This window comes from Niastella sp. OAS944 (assembly GCA_024809215.1).
Taxonomy (GTDB): domain Bacteria; phylum Bacteroidota; class Bacteroidia; order Chitinophagales; family Chitinophagaceae; genus Niastella.
On sequence record JANUBW010000005.1, the window covers coordinates 1 to 16769 of the forward strand.

The following is a 16769-nucleotide window of genomic DNA, read 5'->3' on the forward strand; positions in this document are numbered from 1 at the left end:
TCTGCAAGGGGCGTAAGAGACATCAGCTTCTTCTTATTCAGACTCGCTAAAATCTATGCGTAACAAACTAATCCCCCAAGAATTTGACTTGATCCGGGATTGGCTGAAATACTTCGTTTACTTCGTCAGTTAGAAATGTGCCAATTTTGTGGTAGTAGCTTATTCCCTTCGGGAACACTAATTTTTGTAAATTTTCTTTTATCTCTACTCGGCCTGAATCCCATAGCAACGGGAGTTCCAGCGAAATATTGATGGCCCATTCGAAGGTATTACAGGATGTACTGATATTCATGGATTATCTTGAACCTGTTCCTGAAGCGCTTTTTCCAGAACCGTCCTATTATTTTCGCCCCATGTTTCGAGTGCAAGGATGATAGGGAGCAAGCTTTGACCCAATGTGGTAAGTCCATACTCAACTTTAGGGATTTTAGTATCGAAAACTTTCTTGTCCACAAACCCGTGCTTTACCAGTTCGTTAAGCTGATTTGTCAATACACGTCTGTCCGCAGTGCCTATCTTTCGTTGTAACTCACCAGGTCGTTTTAGGCCTGCTGAAATGTAATAGATCAGCATGAGTTTCCATTTACCGTTCAATAATTCTTTGAACAGGTGAAGGCCACAATCTAACCTGAGTGGAATCTTCTTTTCATACATAATTTCCTGTATTGTATATCCTAATCAGTATAGTGATTAATTTATGCGTACTTGACTTCGGTGCTGAAGTGAGATAGTTTTGCCTTAAATAATCGAAAATATGATCAAATTTTCATTTTTAATTAAAAAGCTGCCGGAGATGAGCTTTGAAGCATTCGTCGATCATCACAAAAATAAGCACGCTCCATTATTTTCCTCCATATCCGAGGCGCAGCAATACGTTCGTAAGTATGTAGTAAGCCACCCGATCATTGAACCGGGTTTTCCAGAACCTGCATACGATGCTATCACAGATATCTATTTCGACTCATTTGAAGATTATCGACAATTTTTTTCATCAGAGAATTTCCTGAAAAATGTTGAACCGGATCACGCCAAATTTTTCGACATGAGCGAAGTTGTTATGTTGGTCACGAAAGAAACTACCATAATATCTGATCTGAAATCGTCATGAACATTTAACTGCTGAAGCCGTCTTTTCGTCTGATCTGGTAAGCAGATCAGACGAAAAAGCCCTTTCAAAATGCATGTTATTTGACTATAGGGAAGTTGCCTCCGTCAATAGTGAAATTCGTGCCGGTGATATAAGAAGCCGCAGGCGAAACCAGGAAGTTGATTAGCTCCGCCGTTTCTTCCGGCTCAGCATTCTTCCCATTGGTATACCACCAACCCTCTCAAAAAGCTTTCTTGTCATTTCCTCTACAGTGATGTTGCTTTGCTTTGCATAATCTTCCAAAAAGGTTTTCATTGCATCGGTTTTATTTAAGCCTGGAGATACTGTAATGACCCTTATCCCTTTACCAGCTACCTCTGTAGCTAATGCTTTACTATAAGCATTCAATGCAGATTTAGCAACGCTATAAGCCATTGTTGACTCCCATATAGGGAACTGGCTGCTGGTAGAGGATATGTGAATGATCACACCACTTTTTTGATCTAACATTTTAGGTCGGTGAAAGCAACATCTGCACGGTTCACGATCCGTTTGCTATACAATATCTGCCCGTTAAGATTGGATATAACGATGCGGTATTTCTTTGCTGTACTTAAACCTTTAATGTTGACAGACGTAGTAAACGGATTGGGATAAGCCGTGATTATATGACCGGGATTATCTGCATCTACAATGCCCGTGGGTTGCTCTTTGTGAATGGTAATACTATCAATGGCGGTTTGCGAAGTATAACAGGTTTCGCTGGTACGCATTTTTCACATATACTTTATTATCTCCTGTAATGAAGGAAGTAGCCTGAACGGTCACTGTATTTTGTGCACTCTCTGTCTGCAACAGGTTGGTAAAATTGTTATCCCATGCAAAAGTATAACGGGGATCTTTACCGCCACCGCTGTCATTTGTGGCTGCGATGGTAACCGGGTTGCTGACAACCTGTAACGTGCTTGCGCTTAAATTCACATCAGGCGTTACCGCCGCCGATACGGTGAAGCTGGCGTTGGTTGACTGTGTACCGCTTGTATTGGTATAGGTAACTACCATATTTTTTATACCTGCCGTTGAAAGGGATATCATTACAGTGCTATCAGCCAACACACTTAAGACTGCACCGCTTACAGTTACCGTAATGGTGGTGGGCGCCGCAGGCAAATTGGTTAGCTTTACTTTCACAGCGCCCTGGTTGCTGCAGTAAGAACCTAACAAACCGCTAAGTACAGGTTTTGGCGGAGCTCCAATTGGATCGGCCTGGATACCTGTTTCGTGTGTTTGGGTTTTAACCGGAAGATTGAAATCAAAATAGATAGAAGCCGAATTTTTTATCACGTCGTTCACCTGGACGTTCTTTGTTTTAAGCCGGTAAGAGATGAATCCATGACTGGCAGGTTCATTTATGGCGCTGTGCGGCAACAGAATGTTATTAAAACGCCATGTACATTTATTGCCGTCCGCTATCTGCAATGAATAAACATGACTGGCGCCAATCATTTCGATCGAACTCCAATCGAGTTTTTCATCCAGTGTGTCTCTTACTATAATACTGAAGGCAGTATCTGTACCCATGTTTTGAAAGCGGATGACATAGCTGAGGTAACCGTTCGAAGCTTCACTGAGGGTAACATGTCCGCCATGATTTTCGTTTTTGTCGTTTGGGTCATAAGAACCGGTGGCAACACGAATCACTGAATCCTGGTTATCGGCGAGCTGTTGGTCCTGTGCAACGGGTTCAATAAATGCTTTGAACCGGAGCGTATCCATGACATTTACCAAAGGAGGCGCTCCAACGGCCAACGATAGGTCAATGGCCACTTCCTGGAAAGGATTCAGGTTGCTGAAATTCCAAAACAATGAGTCGCCGCTTACGCGGTCGGGCATTGGTGTAGCGCTGCTCATTGTAGTGCGGTTATCTTTCAGCATGTATACGTAACCCGTTGCCACAGTATCGGTACCGCTGTTTTTGTAATATATTCTGAAAGCAGTGTTGAAACCGGGCCTTACCGGTTTGGCGCCGTATGTACGGCAAAATAGGGATTGGCAACAGTTACAATAGTGGTATAGGTACCGGTATCTACTTCGTTTTTAAATGTGCCATTATATGGAATACTTACACGGTTGTAATTCGTTTTCTCGCTTTTGACGGATACTTTGTCATAACCCGGTTCGTTGGCATCCCTTATACCATTGGCATTTAAATCGAGAAACACATTTCCTTTAATGATGTTGGACAGTCCCAGTTTAACAAACCATAAACCCTGTCCCTTTCCACTTGCCGGTGCGGCATCACCGTCGGAAGACCCGCTGGAGGCGACCAGCAATCGTTTTCCATCCATGAAAAACAATTCGCCAGGTGTATCCTCGCCCGAACCGCCAAGGCATTTCCGCCATTCCAGTGCCCCATTGTTGCCTACATGCACTATCCAGATATCAGAATAAAAAAGAATGGTGGTAGATGTATCTCCTACCAGGGTATCGCTTTTATAATGATTCCCGCGTACGTCACCATCGTTGTTCGACTGGGTTATAGCTAGTAATGTATATCCATTGCCGTCGGCATAGATCCGGGCCGGTAGGTCGGTGCCCGATCCGCCTAAACTTTTTTGCCAAACAAGGTTTCCCGAAGAAGACAGGCTAACTACCCATGCATCACGTACGCCATGAAAGCCAGAAACATCGCCATCGGAAGAGTTTGTTTCGGCCGAAAATATCAGTTGTCCGGATTGATCGATCAATAATTGCGAAGGATTCTCATTAGCCGAGCCGCCAAGGGCTTTCTGCCATAGCAATTGCCCGGTGTTGGACAATTTGACTAACCAGCTATCGTAACCGCCATGAAAGCCAGATACATCCCCATCATTTGAGTTGGTGACAGCACTTATCACCAGGCTACCGTCAAAGGAGCTGTAATCCATACCGTATAAACGCTCGCTTTTGGAACCGCCAAAGCTCTTTTGCCAAAGCAGGTTCCCGGTTTCATTGAATGATACGATCCATAGATTCTGGTCGCCATGTGCACCGGTAATATCTCCACTATTCGATGCTGTTTGGGCCAGCACTGCATACTTGCCAGTTTCCATGCGTATCAATCCCCCAACCTGTTCAGATGCAACACCACGATGCGAACCGGGTCTGATTGTAAATTTTGTTCCAATCGATTTTGTCTCATCACTATTTGATGCAACTTTTATTTAATGCTGATAGCGCTCATTGTTTAGATGTCGCAAATACCCGTACTTTGAAATACCAGTCTACAATAAAAGTAGCTTCATATCCTTTCAAAAAAGGTTACAAGATTTCATTTTTCCGCTGAAACTTTCCTGTTGCCCGCTAACATACCTCTTAACTGATTGACCCTTATCAGTTCATGGAGACAGAATAGTCAGTACTCATAATAAAGGTTGCATTATTATTAAATCTTAAAATTTAAGTTATGAGAAAAATGGTACTATACAGAAAGTCAATACTTTTTGGCTGTCTTTTTTTGGGGGCAGCCATAGGTTTTACCCAGGTCACTGAAAAATGGGTACAAAGGCTAAATGGAAATGCAAATGATAACGACGAGGCGCTTGCATTGGTGATGGACCGTAAAGGCAACGTTATTGTAACAGGTTTTAGCATTAGCAACAGGACGGGAGCCGACTATGCCACTGTAAAGTATGACAATAATGGAGACGAAAAGTGGGTAACAAGGTATAATGGCCCTGGCAACAGTTTCGATTACCCATTGGCTATTGCCGCCGATCATAAGGGTAACGTGTATGTTACGGGCACGATTGCCACTAGTACCGGCGAAAACGAAATTGCCACCATTAAGTACGATGATGATGGAAATACAAAATGGGTTCAACGATTTAACGGACCGGGTCTCGGATCCGATCAGAGTAATGCCATTGCGGCTGATAAAAAGGGCAATGTGTATATAACAGGTTCTATTGTTGGCAATGGAAACCAATCCGATATCGTCACCATTAAATACGACAAGAATGGAGATTCAATGTGGGTAAGAACCTATAACGGCCCGGGTAATGGATACGATAAGGCAAATGCCATTGCAGTTGATGATGAAGGCAATATATGTATAACAGGCTTTAGTACAGGCAATGGGACCGGCTTAGATATTACCACTATTAAATATAACGAGGATGGTGATGTGGAATGGGTGCAGCGCTATAATGGTTCTAATAATAGTACAGACGAGGCACACGCGCTGGCCATAGATTCGCATGGCAATGTATACGTAACAGGCTCTGCTGATCAGGTAAATGGAAACTATAGAGACATAGCCACGATCAAATACAATAATGCAGGCCAGCAGCAATGGGTGGCAACTTATAACCGTGACCATGAAGCGGGAACGGCAATAGCGCTGGATGATGCGGGAAATGTATACCTGACCGGCGTAACGGGACCTGGAACAGAAGACGCTGACAATGACTATGTCACCATCAAATACAATTCCGCAGGTATGCAGCAGTGGGTAGCAATTTTCGCGAGTCCCGGCGACGCCCCGAATGGAGGAGCCTCTAAACTTGTGCTGGATGCAAATGATAATGTTTATATTACGGGTGCCAGTGCATTCCAAAATGGGTTAGATTATGCTACCGTCAAATACAATACAAACGGAGCGCAACAATGGGTAGCCATTTATAATGGCCCGGGAAATGGCAGAGACCTGGCAACAGGCGTAGGCCTGGATAAAAAGGGCAATGTATATGTAACGGGATTAAGTGAAGGCAATGGAACCGGATTCGATTATACCACCATCAAATATGAACAAACCCCTGTGCTAACCAGGTCCCGTACTCATCCTGAACAGAATACCAAGGTTGTTTTGGACGCAGCATCCTCTAAATTACATGCAAAAGCTTTCCCCAACGCATTCACTGAATTCATCAGCCTGAAATGGAGTGGTAGAAATAATCTGGTAGATATTACCATTACCGATGAATTGGGAAGATTGATAGTAAAAAGAACTAATCTGCCTGCCAGTGGATCCATACAAACCGGCCATGGGTTCCGGCCAGGTATTTACTATGCAGAAATTGTGCAGGGAACTGAAAGGGTAATTCTGAAGCTTATCAAACGTTGAAAACGAGCCCTGCGAATTTTGGCAATGCCCATGGTAGGAATAGCTCAGATACCTTCTAATCTGGATAAGGTTTTTCAACGTAATTACGATAAAGAACAGCGTACTGCCAGCATGGTAATACGAACTAAAGAAATAGGTATTCGTAAAGTACTCGGTGCTTCAGCAACCCGTGTTGCCCTGCTGCTCTCAAAAGATTGTATCAGCCTTGTATTGGTAGCTATTATTATCGCTTCACCTGTAGCCTGGTATTGCATGAATATATGGTTGCAGAATTTTGCTTACCAGATCCACATAGTGGGTGGATGTTTGTAACAGCAGGTTGTGTGGCCATTGCAATTGCCTTAATAACCGTAAGTTTTCAGTCGTTGAAAGCTGGATTATCTAATCCGGTTAATGCACTAAGAAGTGAATAGCATGCCGATATTCGCCCCGACGAAATTGAACAAGGCATCCGTTAACCAGCGGATGCCTTGTTATTAACTTTACTCCTTCGATATATTTATCAATGCTCTTCTGTTACGACTGCGGCCATCAGGATTATCGCGGCCATCGATCAATTCCAATTCAAGCGGACAACAGGCTCCGAATGATTCAAAAGTAATGCGGCTGGCTTTTACTCCTTTGTTAATAAAATATCGGGCGCATGACCTGGCGCGCCGGTCCAGAAAGCTTCTTATTGTATTCATCGGTGCCCTTGCCATCTGTATAGGCCGAGATCTGGATCGTTGAAGAAGGAAATTGCGCCAATACAAGGCAAACTGAATCTAGTTTGTTCTTAGCTTCCGTTTTCAGTTTGCTTTTGTCAAAATCGAAATATACGGTAACTACATTCTCTATATTTAAAATGAATTTTTTAACAATATACATATCGGTATTGATTAACTGATTAGTGAGCAGGTTCGCCTCAGCGGTATCAATAATTTTTACAACATCAGTGCTGTCATTATAATATTTTTTAGTAATGGTGATCCGGTAATTAGAATAATCATTATGAATGGTATCAAACAAATAGTTGCCTTTGTCATCTGTTTTTGTTGACCACGTTTTGCCAGATGGGGCTGTTAAAACAATAGAAGCATCGGCAATGGGACTATTATCCTTATGATCACGTACCAGTCCGGTTAACCGTTTGTTTCTGTTAACAGTCGCTGTTTCGGCTGAAGAACCCATAAAAAAAGGATATGCTCCTGTTAATGGCCTGAAGATGTATTATGAGATCTATGGTACAAAAACAGGTACTCCGCTGTTACTATTACACGGGGCATTTTCCGGTATCGGTACTTCCTTTGGAGAGCTGATCCCTTTTCTTTCAAAAGATCGGCCGGTAATTGCTGTAGAGATGCAGGGGCATGGAAGAACGGCAGACATAGACCGCGCTATTAGTTGTGAGGCGCTTGCTGATGATGCAGCTGCATTACTTAAATATCTTCAGGTGTCTGGTGCCGACGTCTTTGGCTATAGCCTGGGCGCAGGAGCTGCTTTACAATTGGCTATCCGGCATCCGGAGGTTGTTCATAAATTAATTCTAACATCAGTTAGCTATACTTTTGAAGGTGTTTTTCCGGAACTTATAGCTGGCATGAGCCAACTTACTCCTGCTATGTTAGAAGGTTCACCCTTTAAGCGGGAATATGACAGTCTTGCGCCCAGAAAACAGGATTTCGCAAAACTGGTTGAGAAAATGAAAACTTTTAACTCGAAAAAGCAAGACTGGAGTGCCGAAAGTATTAAGAGTGTAAAAGCCCCTGCCCTGGTCATGATTGGTGATGCAGATATCATACAGCCTGAGCATGCTGTAAAAATGTATAAATTACTTGGCGGGCACGGACTTGGTGACATGATGGGATTACCTGCATCTCAACTGGCAATACTTCCAGGCACTTCGCATATTTCGGTTATGCATCAAAGCTCTTTGCTTTCTTTGATCATACCTGCATTTTTGAATGCTGAGGGCGCAAACACCAATAAGTAACCGGCGTTTAAATACAACAAAGGCCCGCGAAAGCGGGCCTTGTAAAGTTATTAGTGCCGTAGTAGTTTATTAATACACCACTTCGGAACATTCTTCTATTGATTATAATTATTAATGAGCTTTTGCACCCGCACTTACTCCATGATGTTTGGTGCCTATGTGTGCACCCGCACTGCATGAGCTAATGGATGCACCAATAGCCACAAGCATAACAACAATTATTGCAATTTTTTTCATTTTATATGTTTTAGAATATATAAATAAAAAACTGTGCCGCAGCTTTGCACAGTTCGGCTGCTGCTTTTAACTACTTAATAAACAGGTTGGAAAGCTTGCCTGAATCACAGATCCAGCCACTGTTTAAATTGTTCCGCCCGTTCCTCACTTACAATAATATCTACACTTTCTATAGGCGGCGGGTTAAGGATAATGTTCACCCGGTTGCGGGGGAGCTTGTGCATTTCTTTAATAGCGGTAATGCTGATAATGAATTTGCGGTTGATGCGGAAAAAGTTGTCCGGTTGCAGCTGTGGCTCCAGGCTGCTGATGGTTTCTTCTATGATATAGCGTTGCTGGCCTTTGGTCACCATATACAGATATTTGTCCGATGCCATAAAATAGGCCACCTCGTCCATCTGGATGGTTTTGATCAGGTTGCCGATCTTCACCATAAAGCGGTTGCGCAATCTGCCGGCGGCAGGTGCTAAACCAGTGGTGGGTACAGGAGTTGTCTGGCGAATATTGGATAGTTTCTGCAGGGCGGCTCTTACGTCTGCTTCATCAAACGGCTTTAGCAGGTAGTCTATACCCTGGTGCTTAAATGCCTGTAGGGTATATTGGTCGTAGGCGGTGGTGAATATCACGGGACTATTCACATTTACTTCGCTGAAGATGCCAAAGCTTTCCCCATCGCCCAGGTGAATATCCATGAAAATAAGATCGGGTTTGTGGTGCTGCAGCCAGTTAACGGCGGCGGCTACGGTCTCCAGGCTGGCGGTAATTTCTATCTGCGCGTCTATGCGGCGCAGCATATTTTGCAGCGTGGTGGATGCTAGTTCCTCATCTTCTATGATCAATATTTTCATTTGCTTCGTGGTGCCGGTGGTTCTACCTGGCGCACAAATATAAAAAAACTCCGGCGGGTGCAATACCGGCCGGAGTTGTGCTATTCTGTAACTGCTGGCGTAGGGCTACAGCAGGTTAGGATTATTGGCGATGGCGCTTTTGGGAAAGCGCAGGGTATATCGGAAATCATTCTGTTCCAATTTGAAAGTGTCACCGTTTACTTCGTGTTGTATGGTTGGTTGTCCATAGCGGCGCAGGTCGTACCAGCGGTGGCCTTCCTGTGCCAGTTCTCTTTCGCGTTCGGCTATTATTTCTTCCAGCAGCGCTTGTTTGTTAAGGCCGTTTACGCGGGTGGCTTCAGTTTGATAGTAGGCTGGTCTCAGGCGCTTCACTTTCAGGGCCAGCAGGTGTTCACGGGCTGCTGTTAAATTATCCGTTTGCAGCGCCGCTTCTGCCTGTATCAGGTACAGCTCTCCATTGCGGAAAGATATTTTCAACGCATCGCTGTTACCTTTCAGGGAAACATAGTCGCCACCGGATTTTCTGAAATACAGCGGATAACGCAGATCGTTCTGCTGATTGTATATGGTGAGCAGGTGGTTGGAGATATAAGCCACATTGCGCAGGTCGTATGCTTTTTCCATAGACATAATGTTTTCTGCACTCTGATAGTGGCTGGGCAAACGGGTTGAAGTGTTCAGGTCTTCCAGGGCATTGTTCATAGCCAGCGCCGCTGTAGCGGCTTCCTGTGCCAAGGTCCATTCACCTCTGAATTCCCTTACCCTTGCCAGTAGTGCAAGCGCGGCACGTGTGGTAAACCGGTAGTTCTTGCCTGTCTCAAAATTGTCTGTATTCAGCAGTTGCCTGCCTGCTGCTATGTCTGCCAGTATTTGTGTGTATACGGCTTCTACAGTTGCGGGTGCATAGTTCTGCTCCAGGTCTATTTTTAATGCCAGTGGTACGCCTCGCTCTGTACTGGCAGTAGCTGCATTGTAGGGTTTGGCATACAGGTTCAGCAGTTCAAAATGAGCATAGGCGCGCATCAGGTAGGCTTCTCCTTTCAGTTGTGCGGTTACGGTGTTTTTACCAGCTTCATTCTCTACTTCGGCTATTACCTGGTTCACGTAGAAGATGGTTTTATAAAAACCTTCATATGCAAACTCCATGGTCACCGGGTCGGGGTTTGCATCCTTCCAGTTATAAATGTCTCTATAGTTGGGATATTCAGTTGAGTACTCGTCCAGCACAAGCTCGTCTGTACGTAAAGACAGCAGGGATTTATGTGCAGGAAAACTAACATAGGCTGAAGTCATCAGCGCACGAAAGTCGTCTTCGGTTTTAGGTATAACGCGGCCCACCGGTTCTATATCCAGGTATTTTTTACAGCTGGTAGCGCCGGTAACGAGTGCAAAAGCTGCTATAATTGTTATGATCTTGTTCATGATGTTGTTAATTAAAAAGTGGCGTTTAATCCAATAGCAAAGCTTTTGGTAATGGGTTGTGCGTAAATGTTGCCAAATGTTTCCGGATCAAAATAGCCGTCGTAGCTGGTACCAAATACAAATGGGTTTCTGGTTTCTACAGACAGTCTCAGGCTGCTGGCCCTCATTTTGCCGGCTATAGCAGCTGGCATAGTATAGCCCAGGCGTATGCTGTTGATGCGTACATAGCTCAGCTTTTTTGCAAACAAGTCCCACTGTTTGTAAGAGCCAACAGGGTCTTGTGAAAACATCCAGGTGTAGGCCATCCAGCGGTCGCCTCCATAGCTTTCTTTACCAAAAGCGGCAGGTATGCCTTCTCTCGATTTAGAATAGTTCAGTCCACGGTCTAATAAAGCAGGATTGTACGCTGGTGTGCGTTGGCGCCATTGGTCCAGGTTGAACAGGGCCGATACTGCCAGGTCAAAACTACCCAAACGGAAGCGGTTGGTGATACCACCTGTATACTTAGGATCGGTATCACCGATATAAGTATACAAACCCTGGAACTGCTGCGGTGTAAGGCGTGTAGCCAGTATTTCACGTGGGAATATGTCGGCATAAGGATCGTACAACTGATAGAAGTCTTCCATCGACAATGTTTTATCACCTTGTTTGAACAAAGGAAGACCATTGGCATCTACACCGACAGTAGGCAATACAAACAAAGCGTTTACTGCATATCCTTCTTTAGAAGGCATGAAATCGCTGGCGCGCACTTTTTGTCTTTCTACCCTGCTTTTGTTATGAGAAATATTGAAGTCGGTATACCATTGGAAACGGCGGGTATTGATGTTCCTGGTGCTGATGCTCAGTTCCAGACCTTTGTTGGTTATGCGTGCAAAGTTAGAGCTGGTGTATTCAAAACCATTTTCCAGTTGCAGTGCTTCTGTACCAATCAGGTCTTTGCTATTACGGTGATAATAGTCGAAGGTGATTTGAACGGCATTTTTAAACAGACCCATATCCAGGCCGGCGTTTACAGTGGTGGTCTTTTCCCATCTCAGTTTGTTATTGGGCGGGCTTGTTACATTGATGGTTGGTTCACTGTTGCCAGGTAGTATGGTGCCAACGTTGTAGTTTCCTACTACAAAAGGCGACGTGTTCTTGTCTATGTTGCCCTGTATACCGTAAGAGCCGCGTACGCGCAGGTTGGTGATCCAGGCAATATCTTGCATAAACGCTTCTTCTCTTACGTTCCATGCGCCAGACAAAGAGTAGATAGGCAGGTATTTGTATTTCGGATCTACACCAAACAGGTCCGACCCATCAAAACGAATGCTGCCATACAGGGTATACTTACGGTTGTAGGTATAAGAGAGTGTAGCATAGGCCGACACAAATGCATTCTCCACAAACGCTTTCTGATAAGCGCGGAAATCGGCGTTGCCAGCCATATCTGCGTTCGGGAAAACAATATTCTGCGTGGTTCCGGTTTGTTGGTTGTACCCAAAACCTTTGCTGAAGACATCTGTGTTCTTGTTTCTTCTCAACTCTGTACCCAGCAAGGCATCTATTTCGTGCTTCCTGTTGAATACTTTGTTGTACTCCAGCATATTCTTCCAGTTGTATTGGAAGAAGGAGGTATGCTGGTTTTGAATGGTTCCACCTGCAGGCAGGTAATATTCGTATTTGCGTGTAGCGGAGTTATAGTAGCGGGTAGTTTCACGCAGCTTGCGCAGGAAGTAAGAGTTGGTACCTGCATAGCGTTCAATACCTGTTTCGTCAAACTGCAAACCCAGTTCAGAGCGCAGTTTCAGTGAAGGCAATATTTTGTAACTGGCAGTAAACAGGCCCTTCATGCTGTTGTTTTTAAGCTGGTAGCGGGTATTGTCTCTTTCTTCAATAATGTTGAAGGGAAGATATACATCACCACTTAAGTTGGCCGTACCAAAGATATCCTGGTCATACACATAGTTGCCGTTGGCATCTCTTACCGTTAAATAAGGGTTCACATTGCGTGAGTAGCGTGATGGACTGGTATTGCCATCTATCTCGGTCAGATAGTTGTTTCGCGTAGTGTTGGTACCAAACAAAGCTACACCCAGGTTTAATTTAGAAGAGATATTGAAATCGGTTTTCAACGTTACGTTATACCGTTTCAGACCTGTACCCACAGTAGCGCCTTTTTCGTTATAGTAGCCGCCAGAGAAATAATAGTTGGCCTGGTCGTTACCACCAGACAGGCTAAGGCCGTATTGCTGGTTTACAGCCGTCTGGTACAGTTCGTTGCCCCAGTTGGTATTGTTGCTGCGCAGATCGTTAATAGCCTGTTGTGTAGTAGCGCTCAGTGCGTTAAAGCCATTGGATCTGTATTTGGACAGTTCACCTGATTTGTTCAGTATCCTGGCTATAGCACCCTGACCTTCGCGGTAGGTAAGATTCTCGTCCTGGGCCAAACCCAGTTCAAAATCTACTTTTTCGCTGGCATTCATCAGGTTCAGCTTGTCAAAATCGGGGCGTTCTGCAATAAAGGTGTTGGCTGTAAAGTTGAGAGCTACAGGACCTTTCTTACCTTTTTTCGTGGTGATCACAATTACTCCATTAGAAGCCCTGGCGCCATAGATGGCAGTGGCAGCAGCATCTTTCAGTACGGTAATGTCTGCAATATCATCGGGGTTCAAACCGGCAATAGGCAGGTTGCGCAGCTGATCAATGTTGTCTTTGTCATAGCTCACAGGCAGGCTGGTACCTTCAAGTGGTATACCATCCAATACCCACAGCGGGTCTTGTGTTGTAAGTGAGGCTGTACCGCGTATCCTGATCTTAGGAGCAGCGTTAGGGCCGCCGTTCACCGACGTTACAGCTACACCGGCTACCTGGCCTTCCAGCATCTGGTCTATACCCGATACGCCTGTCTGGCGTATTTTATCGTAGTCTACTTTAACGGTAGCGGTCGTGTTCTTACGGCGCGATATGCCGGTATAACCGTTTACGATAACAGCCCCCAGTGTATTGCTGTCTGTGGCCAGGCGAATAATGATTGTTTTCTTATTGGTAATATTTACCAATAAAGTATTGTAGCCCACACTGCTTACTTTCAAATAAGTGGTGCCTGCGGGTACTTTCAGGCTAAAGCGACCTTCAACATTGGTAACGGCGCCCATCACCGAATTCTGAATTACATCAGCGCCTGCCTGCTCTCCTATTGGGGATTTGTCTACGAATACAGAAGCGCCGGGAATGGGCTTGCCGCTTTCTTCCGACAATACTTGTCCCTTAATGGTTGTTTGCTCCTGGCTAAAGCCGGTAGAAATGCTCACCAGCAATAAAAGGAGGGGTAATACTAGTCTGCTCATTTTTGCAAGATTATGGTAGTTTTGGGTTAATTCAATTGTAAATGTTGTCTGATGCGCAGCACCAGATCGAGGTAATGGTTTTTGGTATCTGTGTCGCCCTGATCTTTATGCTTTTCCAATGTTTGTAGTATTGTATACAGTTCTCCTCTTTTGGCTGCGGCCACACCAGAGGTGCGTGCCATAGCTGTTACATATATGTTGCGCAGCGCTACTGCATCAGCTGCATGGCCGACGCCGGTTACTTCTGTTTGTTGAAAAGCACGCGGCGTTAAATCACAAAGCTGTGGCAGATTTTGTAGTTTATTACGCAGCTGCACGCCGGCTGTGGTTGCTGCAGCATCTGCTGTTAATGTCTTTTTGGTGATCTTCTCCATCAGTTTATCTGTGCTTACGATCAGGGCATCTACATAGTTCTGTTGGGTAAGCCTTTGATCCATCGTCAGCGACTGCCCCTGCAGTGTAGGCGCCAATATGTTTTTGCGACAGGAAGCGAGTAGTTCTGTAACGGTGAATACTTTTTGCTTACCGTACAGCGATTCCATTTCCAGCAGTCGCAGCAGTCTTTCATCACTCAGCAGGCTATAAAGCAGGCCGTATTGCTGTTCGCGCTTCATATCATATGGGCCGTATTCAAAAGGTCCCAGCGGTGTATCTTTTACAGCAAAGCTATTGTTCAGCAGTGCAGGATTAAATAGCCAGGCAGGCATGGTGAGCATATGCTTCACCAGGAATTGAAAAGCACGTTGCTGCACTTCTTTCGCTACCGGTGTATAGGCCTTTTTTCCATCACCTGCTACAGGATGCTCCAGGTGGTAACCGCCGATGTTGGCTATTACATGATCATTATAGGTATTCCATTGCCAGATAGCGGCCATGTATAGTTTTCCAGCCTGGTAGTAGGTATCGCCCGGCGCAGTGGTCCATTGTATTATTTGTGGTATCAGCCGTTTCAGGTTCAGCAAGCCGTATTCGCCCGCTTTCATGGCATCATCGCCAATGTCTTCCGATTGTGCTCTCGGGTCTATTACATGCTGGCTGCTTTGCTGCTCGCCATAGTGGTACAGCGGGTCATGGGCATGTGCTGCTATCCACTGCTGTTGCGTTTTCAGTGCCTGCCAGGGAGAGGTATTTTCGCCCAGCCAGCGATAGCCCCAGGCTATAGCATAGCTGTCGTAGATGCCAATGCCGGGCGTGATAGCCGTTACATGATCTTCCGGTTGTGCTACATAATTAAAGCGGGCATAGTCCATAATAGAAGGGGCGGTGCCGCCCATGCGTGCGGTAAAGCTGGGCGAGCGCAGGGAATCTACCGGATAAGCAGCAGATGCGCCCATATTATGTTTCAATCCTAATGTGTGCCCTATCTCATGTGCAGCTACGAAGCGGATGGCGTTTCCCATCTGTGCTACGCTAAAATCATTTTCACGGGCGCCGGTATCAATAATACCGGTTTGTATGCGCATCCAGTATTGCAGCGAGGTCATTACATTGTGCCACCAGATCACATCAGACTCCAGTATTTCACCAGAGCGTGGGTCTACCACCGCGGGGCCCATAGCATTAGACTTAGGCGAGGCGGCATAGGTAACTACAGAGTAGCGTATATCATCGCCATCAAAGTCGGCAGTATCTGTTACCAGCCTGGCTTGTATAGCATTCTTAAAGCCTGCGGCTTCAAATGCTTGCTGCCAGTCGTTGATGCCGGCCATAATATAAGGGCGCCATTGTACTGGCGTAGATGGATCTATATAAAAAATGATGGGGCGTGCAGGCTCTACCAACTGGCCAGCCAGGTAGCGGGCACGGTCATCGGGTTTGGGCTCCAGCCGCCAGCGGGTGATCAGTTCCCTGCTTTCCATTTTTTGTTGAGTATCGGAAAAATACCAGCGGGGCGTGGTAAAGTAGCCTACGCGGTTGTCTGCAAACCGCGGCTGCATAGGGCTTGCTGGCAGCAGCAGCAGATTGGCAGTTACGGCCATACTCACGGGCATAGTGGCTGGGCCTTCTGTTACAGCGGTGGTGAGTAATGAACGTACTACCACATTCTGCGGAAAGCTTTTGATGTGCTCTATACCAGAGAGTGCAGTTTTAGGACTGGTTCCCAATCCTATATCGGTAAATACATCGTTAAAGCTTTTTTCCGATCCGTCAAATACCTTGTTTACTTTAATGACCACTGCCGATGAGTCTGGCGCATAGGCGTCTATCTTAAAGCTTTCGATAACGGAGCCGGTAAAGTTGTCTTTTACCGATTGTGCTATGGCATCACCTGCAGGGGCTTCTGCCTGTGGCACAATGGTTTTTACCCATACATTGCCTTTGCCGTTCAGGCTAAAGCGGATCAGCTTGTTGTTGGTATTCATTCCCTTGTTTATACCCGCTTCGTTGATAGCAATGGGTACAGTGGAAATTTTGTTTACCAGCAGGAAGTCTTTTTCCAGCAGCGAAAGGGGGATCTCGAAGTAGTAGTCATTTTCTACCTGGTGCACTTTAAAGAGACCATCTGTAGTTTTCGCTTTTTTTAGCAGGGTATGGTAACTTTTTACTGAGCTTTTCTGTGCACTATCTTTTTTGTCATTGGGGGGCATATCCTGTGCCTGTAAGCCTGAGATAGAAAAGCAGAAAGCAGTTACAAATGAAATCTTGCTCCAAATCATTCCTCCAAAATCGCGAATAATCAAAGAATGAAAATGCCGCTGGCGACGAACTGGCGGCTTCACCGGAGTGAAACCGCAGTTGAGGGGAGTGAAATTATTAAGGCATG

Annotated in this window: 16 protein-coding genes; 4 read left to right on the forward strand and 12 right to left on the reverse strand. The window is 45.3% G+C overall.

What is annotated here, in order from left to right:
- Positions 1–288 precede the first annotated feature (288 nt).
- Positions 289–654, reverse strand: coding sequence for a winged helix-turn-helix transcriptional regulator (locus GGD38_RS20795; RefSeq protein WP_375301120.1), 366 nt, complete (start codon positions 652–654; stop codon positions 289–291).
- Positions 655–754: 100 nt separating this feature from the next.
- Between GGD38_RS20795 and GGD38_RS20800 the strand changes: the two genes are divergently transcribed.
- The gene (locus GGD38_RS20800) at positions 755–1108 is read left to right on the forward strand and encodes an EthD domain-containing protein (protein ID WP_375301121.1); all 354 of its coding nucleotides are present in this window, start codon (positions 755–757) and stop codon (positions 1106–1108) included.
- Positions 1109–1184: 76 nt separating this feature from the next.
- Here the strand turns inward: GGD38_RS20800 and GGD38_RS20805 are convergent, their stop codons facing one another.
- Genes GGD38_RS20805 through GGD38_RS20825 form a run of 5 tightly spaced genes read right to left on the reverse strand, consistent with a single transcriptional unit; the run spans position 1185 to position 4179 of the window.
- Complete coding sequence (locus tag GGD38_RS20805) at positions 1185–1271, reverse strand: hypothetical protein (protein ID WP_375303731.1); 87 nt, start codon at positions 1269–1271, stop codon at positions 1185–1187.
- Positions 1271–1597, reverse strand: coding sequence for an SDR family NAD(P)-dependent oxidoreductase (locus GGD38_RS20810; protein ID WP_375301122.1), 327 nt, complete (start codon positions 1595–1597; stop codon positions 1271–1273). The genes GGD38_RS20805 and GGD38_RS20810 overlap by 1 nt, the downstream gene beginning before the upstream one ends.
- On the reverse strand, positions 1591–1860 hold the full coding sequence (locus GGD38_RS20815) for a T9SS type A sorting domain-containing protein (protein WP_375301123.1): 270 nt from the start codon (positions 1858–1860) through the stop codon (positions 1591–1593). Before GGD38_RS20815 ends, GGD38_RS20810 begins: the two co-directional genes overlap by 7 nt.
- The gene (locus GGD38_RS20820) at positions 1817–3043 is read right to left on the reverse strand and encodes a hypothetical protein (protein ID WP_375301124.1); all 1227 of its coding nucleotides are present in this window, start codon (positions 3041–3043) and stop codon (positions 1817–1819) included. The genes GGD38_RS20815 and GGD38_RS20820 overlap by 44 nt, the downstream gene beginning before the upstream one ends.
- A 56-nt stretch (positions 3044–3099) precedes the next feature.
- Positions 3100–4179 carry a hypothetical protein gene (locus GGD38_RS20825; protein ID WP_375301125.1) on the reverse strand — a complete coding sequence of 360 codons (1080 nt, stop codon included), beginning with the start codon at positions 4177–4179 and terminating at the stop codon, positions 3100–3102.
- 353 nt (positions 4180–4532) lie between these two features.
- Between GGD38_RS20825 and GGD38_RS20830 the strand changes: the two genes are divergently transcribed.
- On the forward strand, positions 4533–6191 hold the full coding sequence (locus GGD38_RS20830) for an SBBP repeat-containing protein (RefSeq protein ID WP_375301126.1): 1659 nt from the start codon (positions 4533–4535) through the stop codon (positions 6189–6191).
- A 30-nt stretch (positions 6192–6221) separates the two neighbouring features.
- Positions 6222–6503 carry an ABC transporter permease gene (locus tag GGD38_RS20835; RefSeq protein WP_375301127.1) on the forward strand — a complete coding sequence of 94 codons (282 nt, stop codon included), beginning with the start codon at positions 6222–6224 and terminating at the stop codon, positions 6501–6503.
- A gap of 312 nt (positions 6504–6815) precedes the next feature.
- Here the strand turns inward: GGD38_RS20835 and GGD38_RS20840 are convergent, their stop codons facing one another.
- Entirely contained in the window at positions 6816–7361 is a 546-nt protein-coding gene (locus GGD38_RS20840; RefSeq protein WP_375301128.1) for an OmpA family protein, read from the reverse strand.
- Between the two features lie 34 nt (positions 7362–7395).
- On the opposite strand from GGD38_RS20840, the gene GGD38_RS20845 reads away from it, so the two are divergent.
- On the forward strand, positions 7396–8163 hold the full coding sequence (locus GGD38_RS20845; protein ID WP_375301129.1) for an alpha/beta fold hydrolase: 768 nt from the start codon (positions 7396–7398) through the stop codon (positions 8161–8163).
- Positions 8164–8274: 111 nt separating this feature from the next.
- Here the strand turns inward: GGD38_RS20845 and GGD38_RS20850 are convergent, their stop codons facing one another.
- The 5 genes from GGD38_RS20850 to GGD38_RS20870 all read right to left on the reverse strand — a co-directional run bounded on the left by GGD38_RS20850 (position 8275) and on the right by GGD38_RS20870 (position 16662).
- On the reverse strand, positions 8275–8400 hold the full coding sequence (locus tag GGD38_RS20850) for a hypothetical protein (protein WP_375301130.1): 126 nt from the start codon (positions 8398–8400) through the stop codon (positions 8275–8277).
- A 104-nt stretch (positions 8401–8504) separates the two neighbouring features.
- On the reverse strand, positions 8505–9248 hold the full coding sequence (locus GGD38_RS20855; RefSeq protein ID WP_375301131.1) for a LytR/AlgR family response regulator transcription factor: 744 nt from the start codon (positions 9246–9248) through the stop codon (positions 8505–8507).
- Positions 9249–9353: 105 nt separating this feature from the next.
- On the reverse strand, positions 9354–10670 hold the full coding sequence (locus GGD38_RS20860; protein WP_375301132.1) for a RagB/SusD family nutrient uptake outer membrane protein: 1317 nt from the start codon (positions 10668–10670) through the stop codon (positions 9354–9356).
- An 11-nt stretch (positions 10671–10681) separates the two neighbouring features.
- Entirely contained in the window at positions 10682–14005 is a 3324-nt protein-coding gene (locus GGD38_RS20865; RefSeq protein WP_375301133.1) for a SusC/RagA family TonB-linked outer membrane protein, read from the reverse strand.
- Between the two features lie 26 nt (positions 14006–14031).
- Complete coding sequence (locus GGD38_RS20870) at positions 14032–16662, reverse strand: zinc-dependent metalloprotease (protein WP_375301134.1); 2631 nt, start codon at positions 16660–16662, stop codon at positions 14032–14034.
- Between the last annotated feature and the right edge of the window lie 107 nt (positions 16663–16769).

Excerpts from the sequence above, each read along its gene's own strand:
- GGD38_RS20830 (WP_375301126.1), top strand. The coding sequence starts at position 4,533 with ATGAGAAAAATGGTACTATACAGAAAGTCAATACTTTTTGGCTGTCTT.
- GGD38_RS20795 (WP_375301120.1), bottom strand. The coding sequence starts at position 654 with ATGTATGAAAAGAAGATTCCACTCAGGTTAGATTGTGGCCTTCACCTG.
- GGD38_RS20835 (WP_375301127.1), top strand. The coding sequence starts at position 6,222 with ATGGTAGGAATAGCTCAGATACCTTCTAATCTGGATAAGGTTTTTCAA.
- GGD38_RS20815 (WP_375301123.1), bottom strand. The coding sequence starts at position 1,860 with ATGCGTACCAGCGAAACCTGTTATACTTCGCAAACCGCCATTGATAGT.
- GGD38_RS20870 (WP_375301134.1), bottom strand. The coding sequence starts at position 16,662 with ATGATTTGGAGCAAGATTTCATTTGTAACTGCTTTCTGCTTTTCTATC.
- GGD38_RS20855 (WP_375301131.1), bottom strand. The coding sequence starts at position 9,248 with ATGAAAATATTGATCATAGAAGATGAGGAACTAGCATCCACCACGCTG.
- GGD38_RS20840 (WP_375301128.1), bottom strand. The coding sequence starts at position 7,361 with ATGGGTTCTTCAGCCGAAACAGCGACTGTTAACAGAAACAAACGGTTA.
- GGD38_RS20825 (WP_375301125.1), bottom strand. The coding sequence starts at position 4,179 with ATGGAAACTGGCAAGTATGCAGTGCTGGCCCAAACAGCATCGAATAGT.
- GGD38_RS20845 (WP_375301129.1), top strand. The coding sequence starts at position 7,396 with ATGTATTATGAGATCTATGGTACAAAAACAGGTACTCCGCTGTTACTA.
- GGD38_RS20850 (WP_375301130.1), bottom strand. The coding sequence starts at position 8,400 with ATGAAAAAAATTGCAATAATTGTTGTTATGCTTGTGGCTATTGGTGCA.
- GGD38_RS20800 (WP_375301121.1), top strand. The coding sequence starts at position 755 with ATGATCAAATTTTCATTTTTAATTAAAAAGCTGCCGGAGATGAGCTTT.
- GGD38_RS20860 (WP_375301132.1), bottom strand. The coding sequence starts at position 10,670 with ATGAACAAGATCATAACAATTATAGCAGCTTTTGCACTCGTTACCGGC.
- GGD38_RS20865 (WP_375301133.1), bottom strand. The coding sequence starts at position 14,005 with ATGAGCAGACTAGTATTACCCCTCCTTTTATTGCTGGTGAGCATTTCT.
- GGD38_RS20810 (WP_375301122.1), bottom strand. The coding sequence starts at position 1,597 with ATGTTAGATCAAAAAAGTGGTGTGATCATTCACATATCCTCTACCAGC.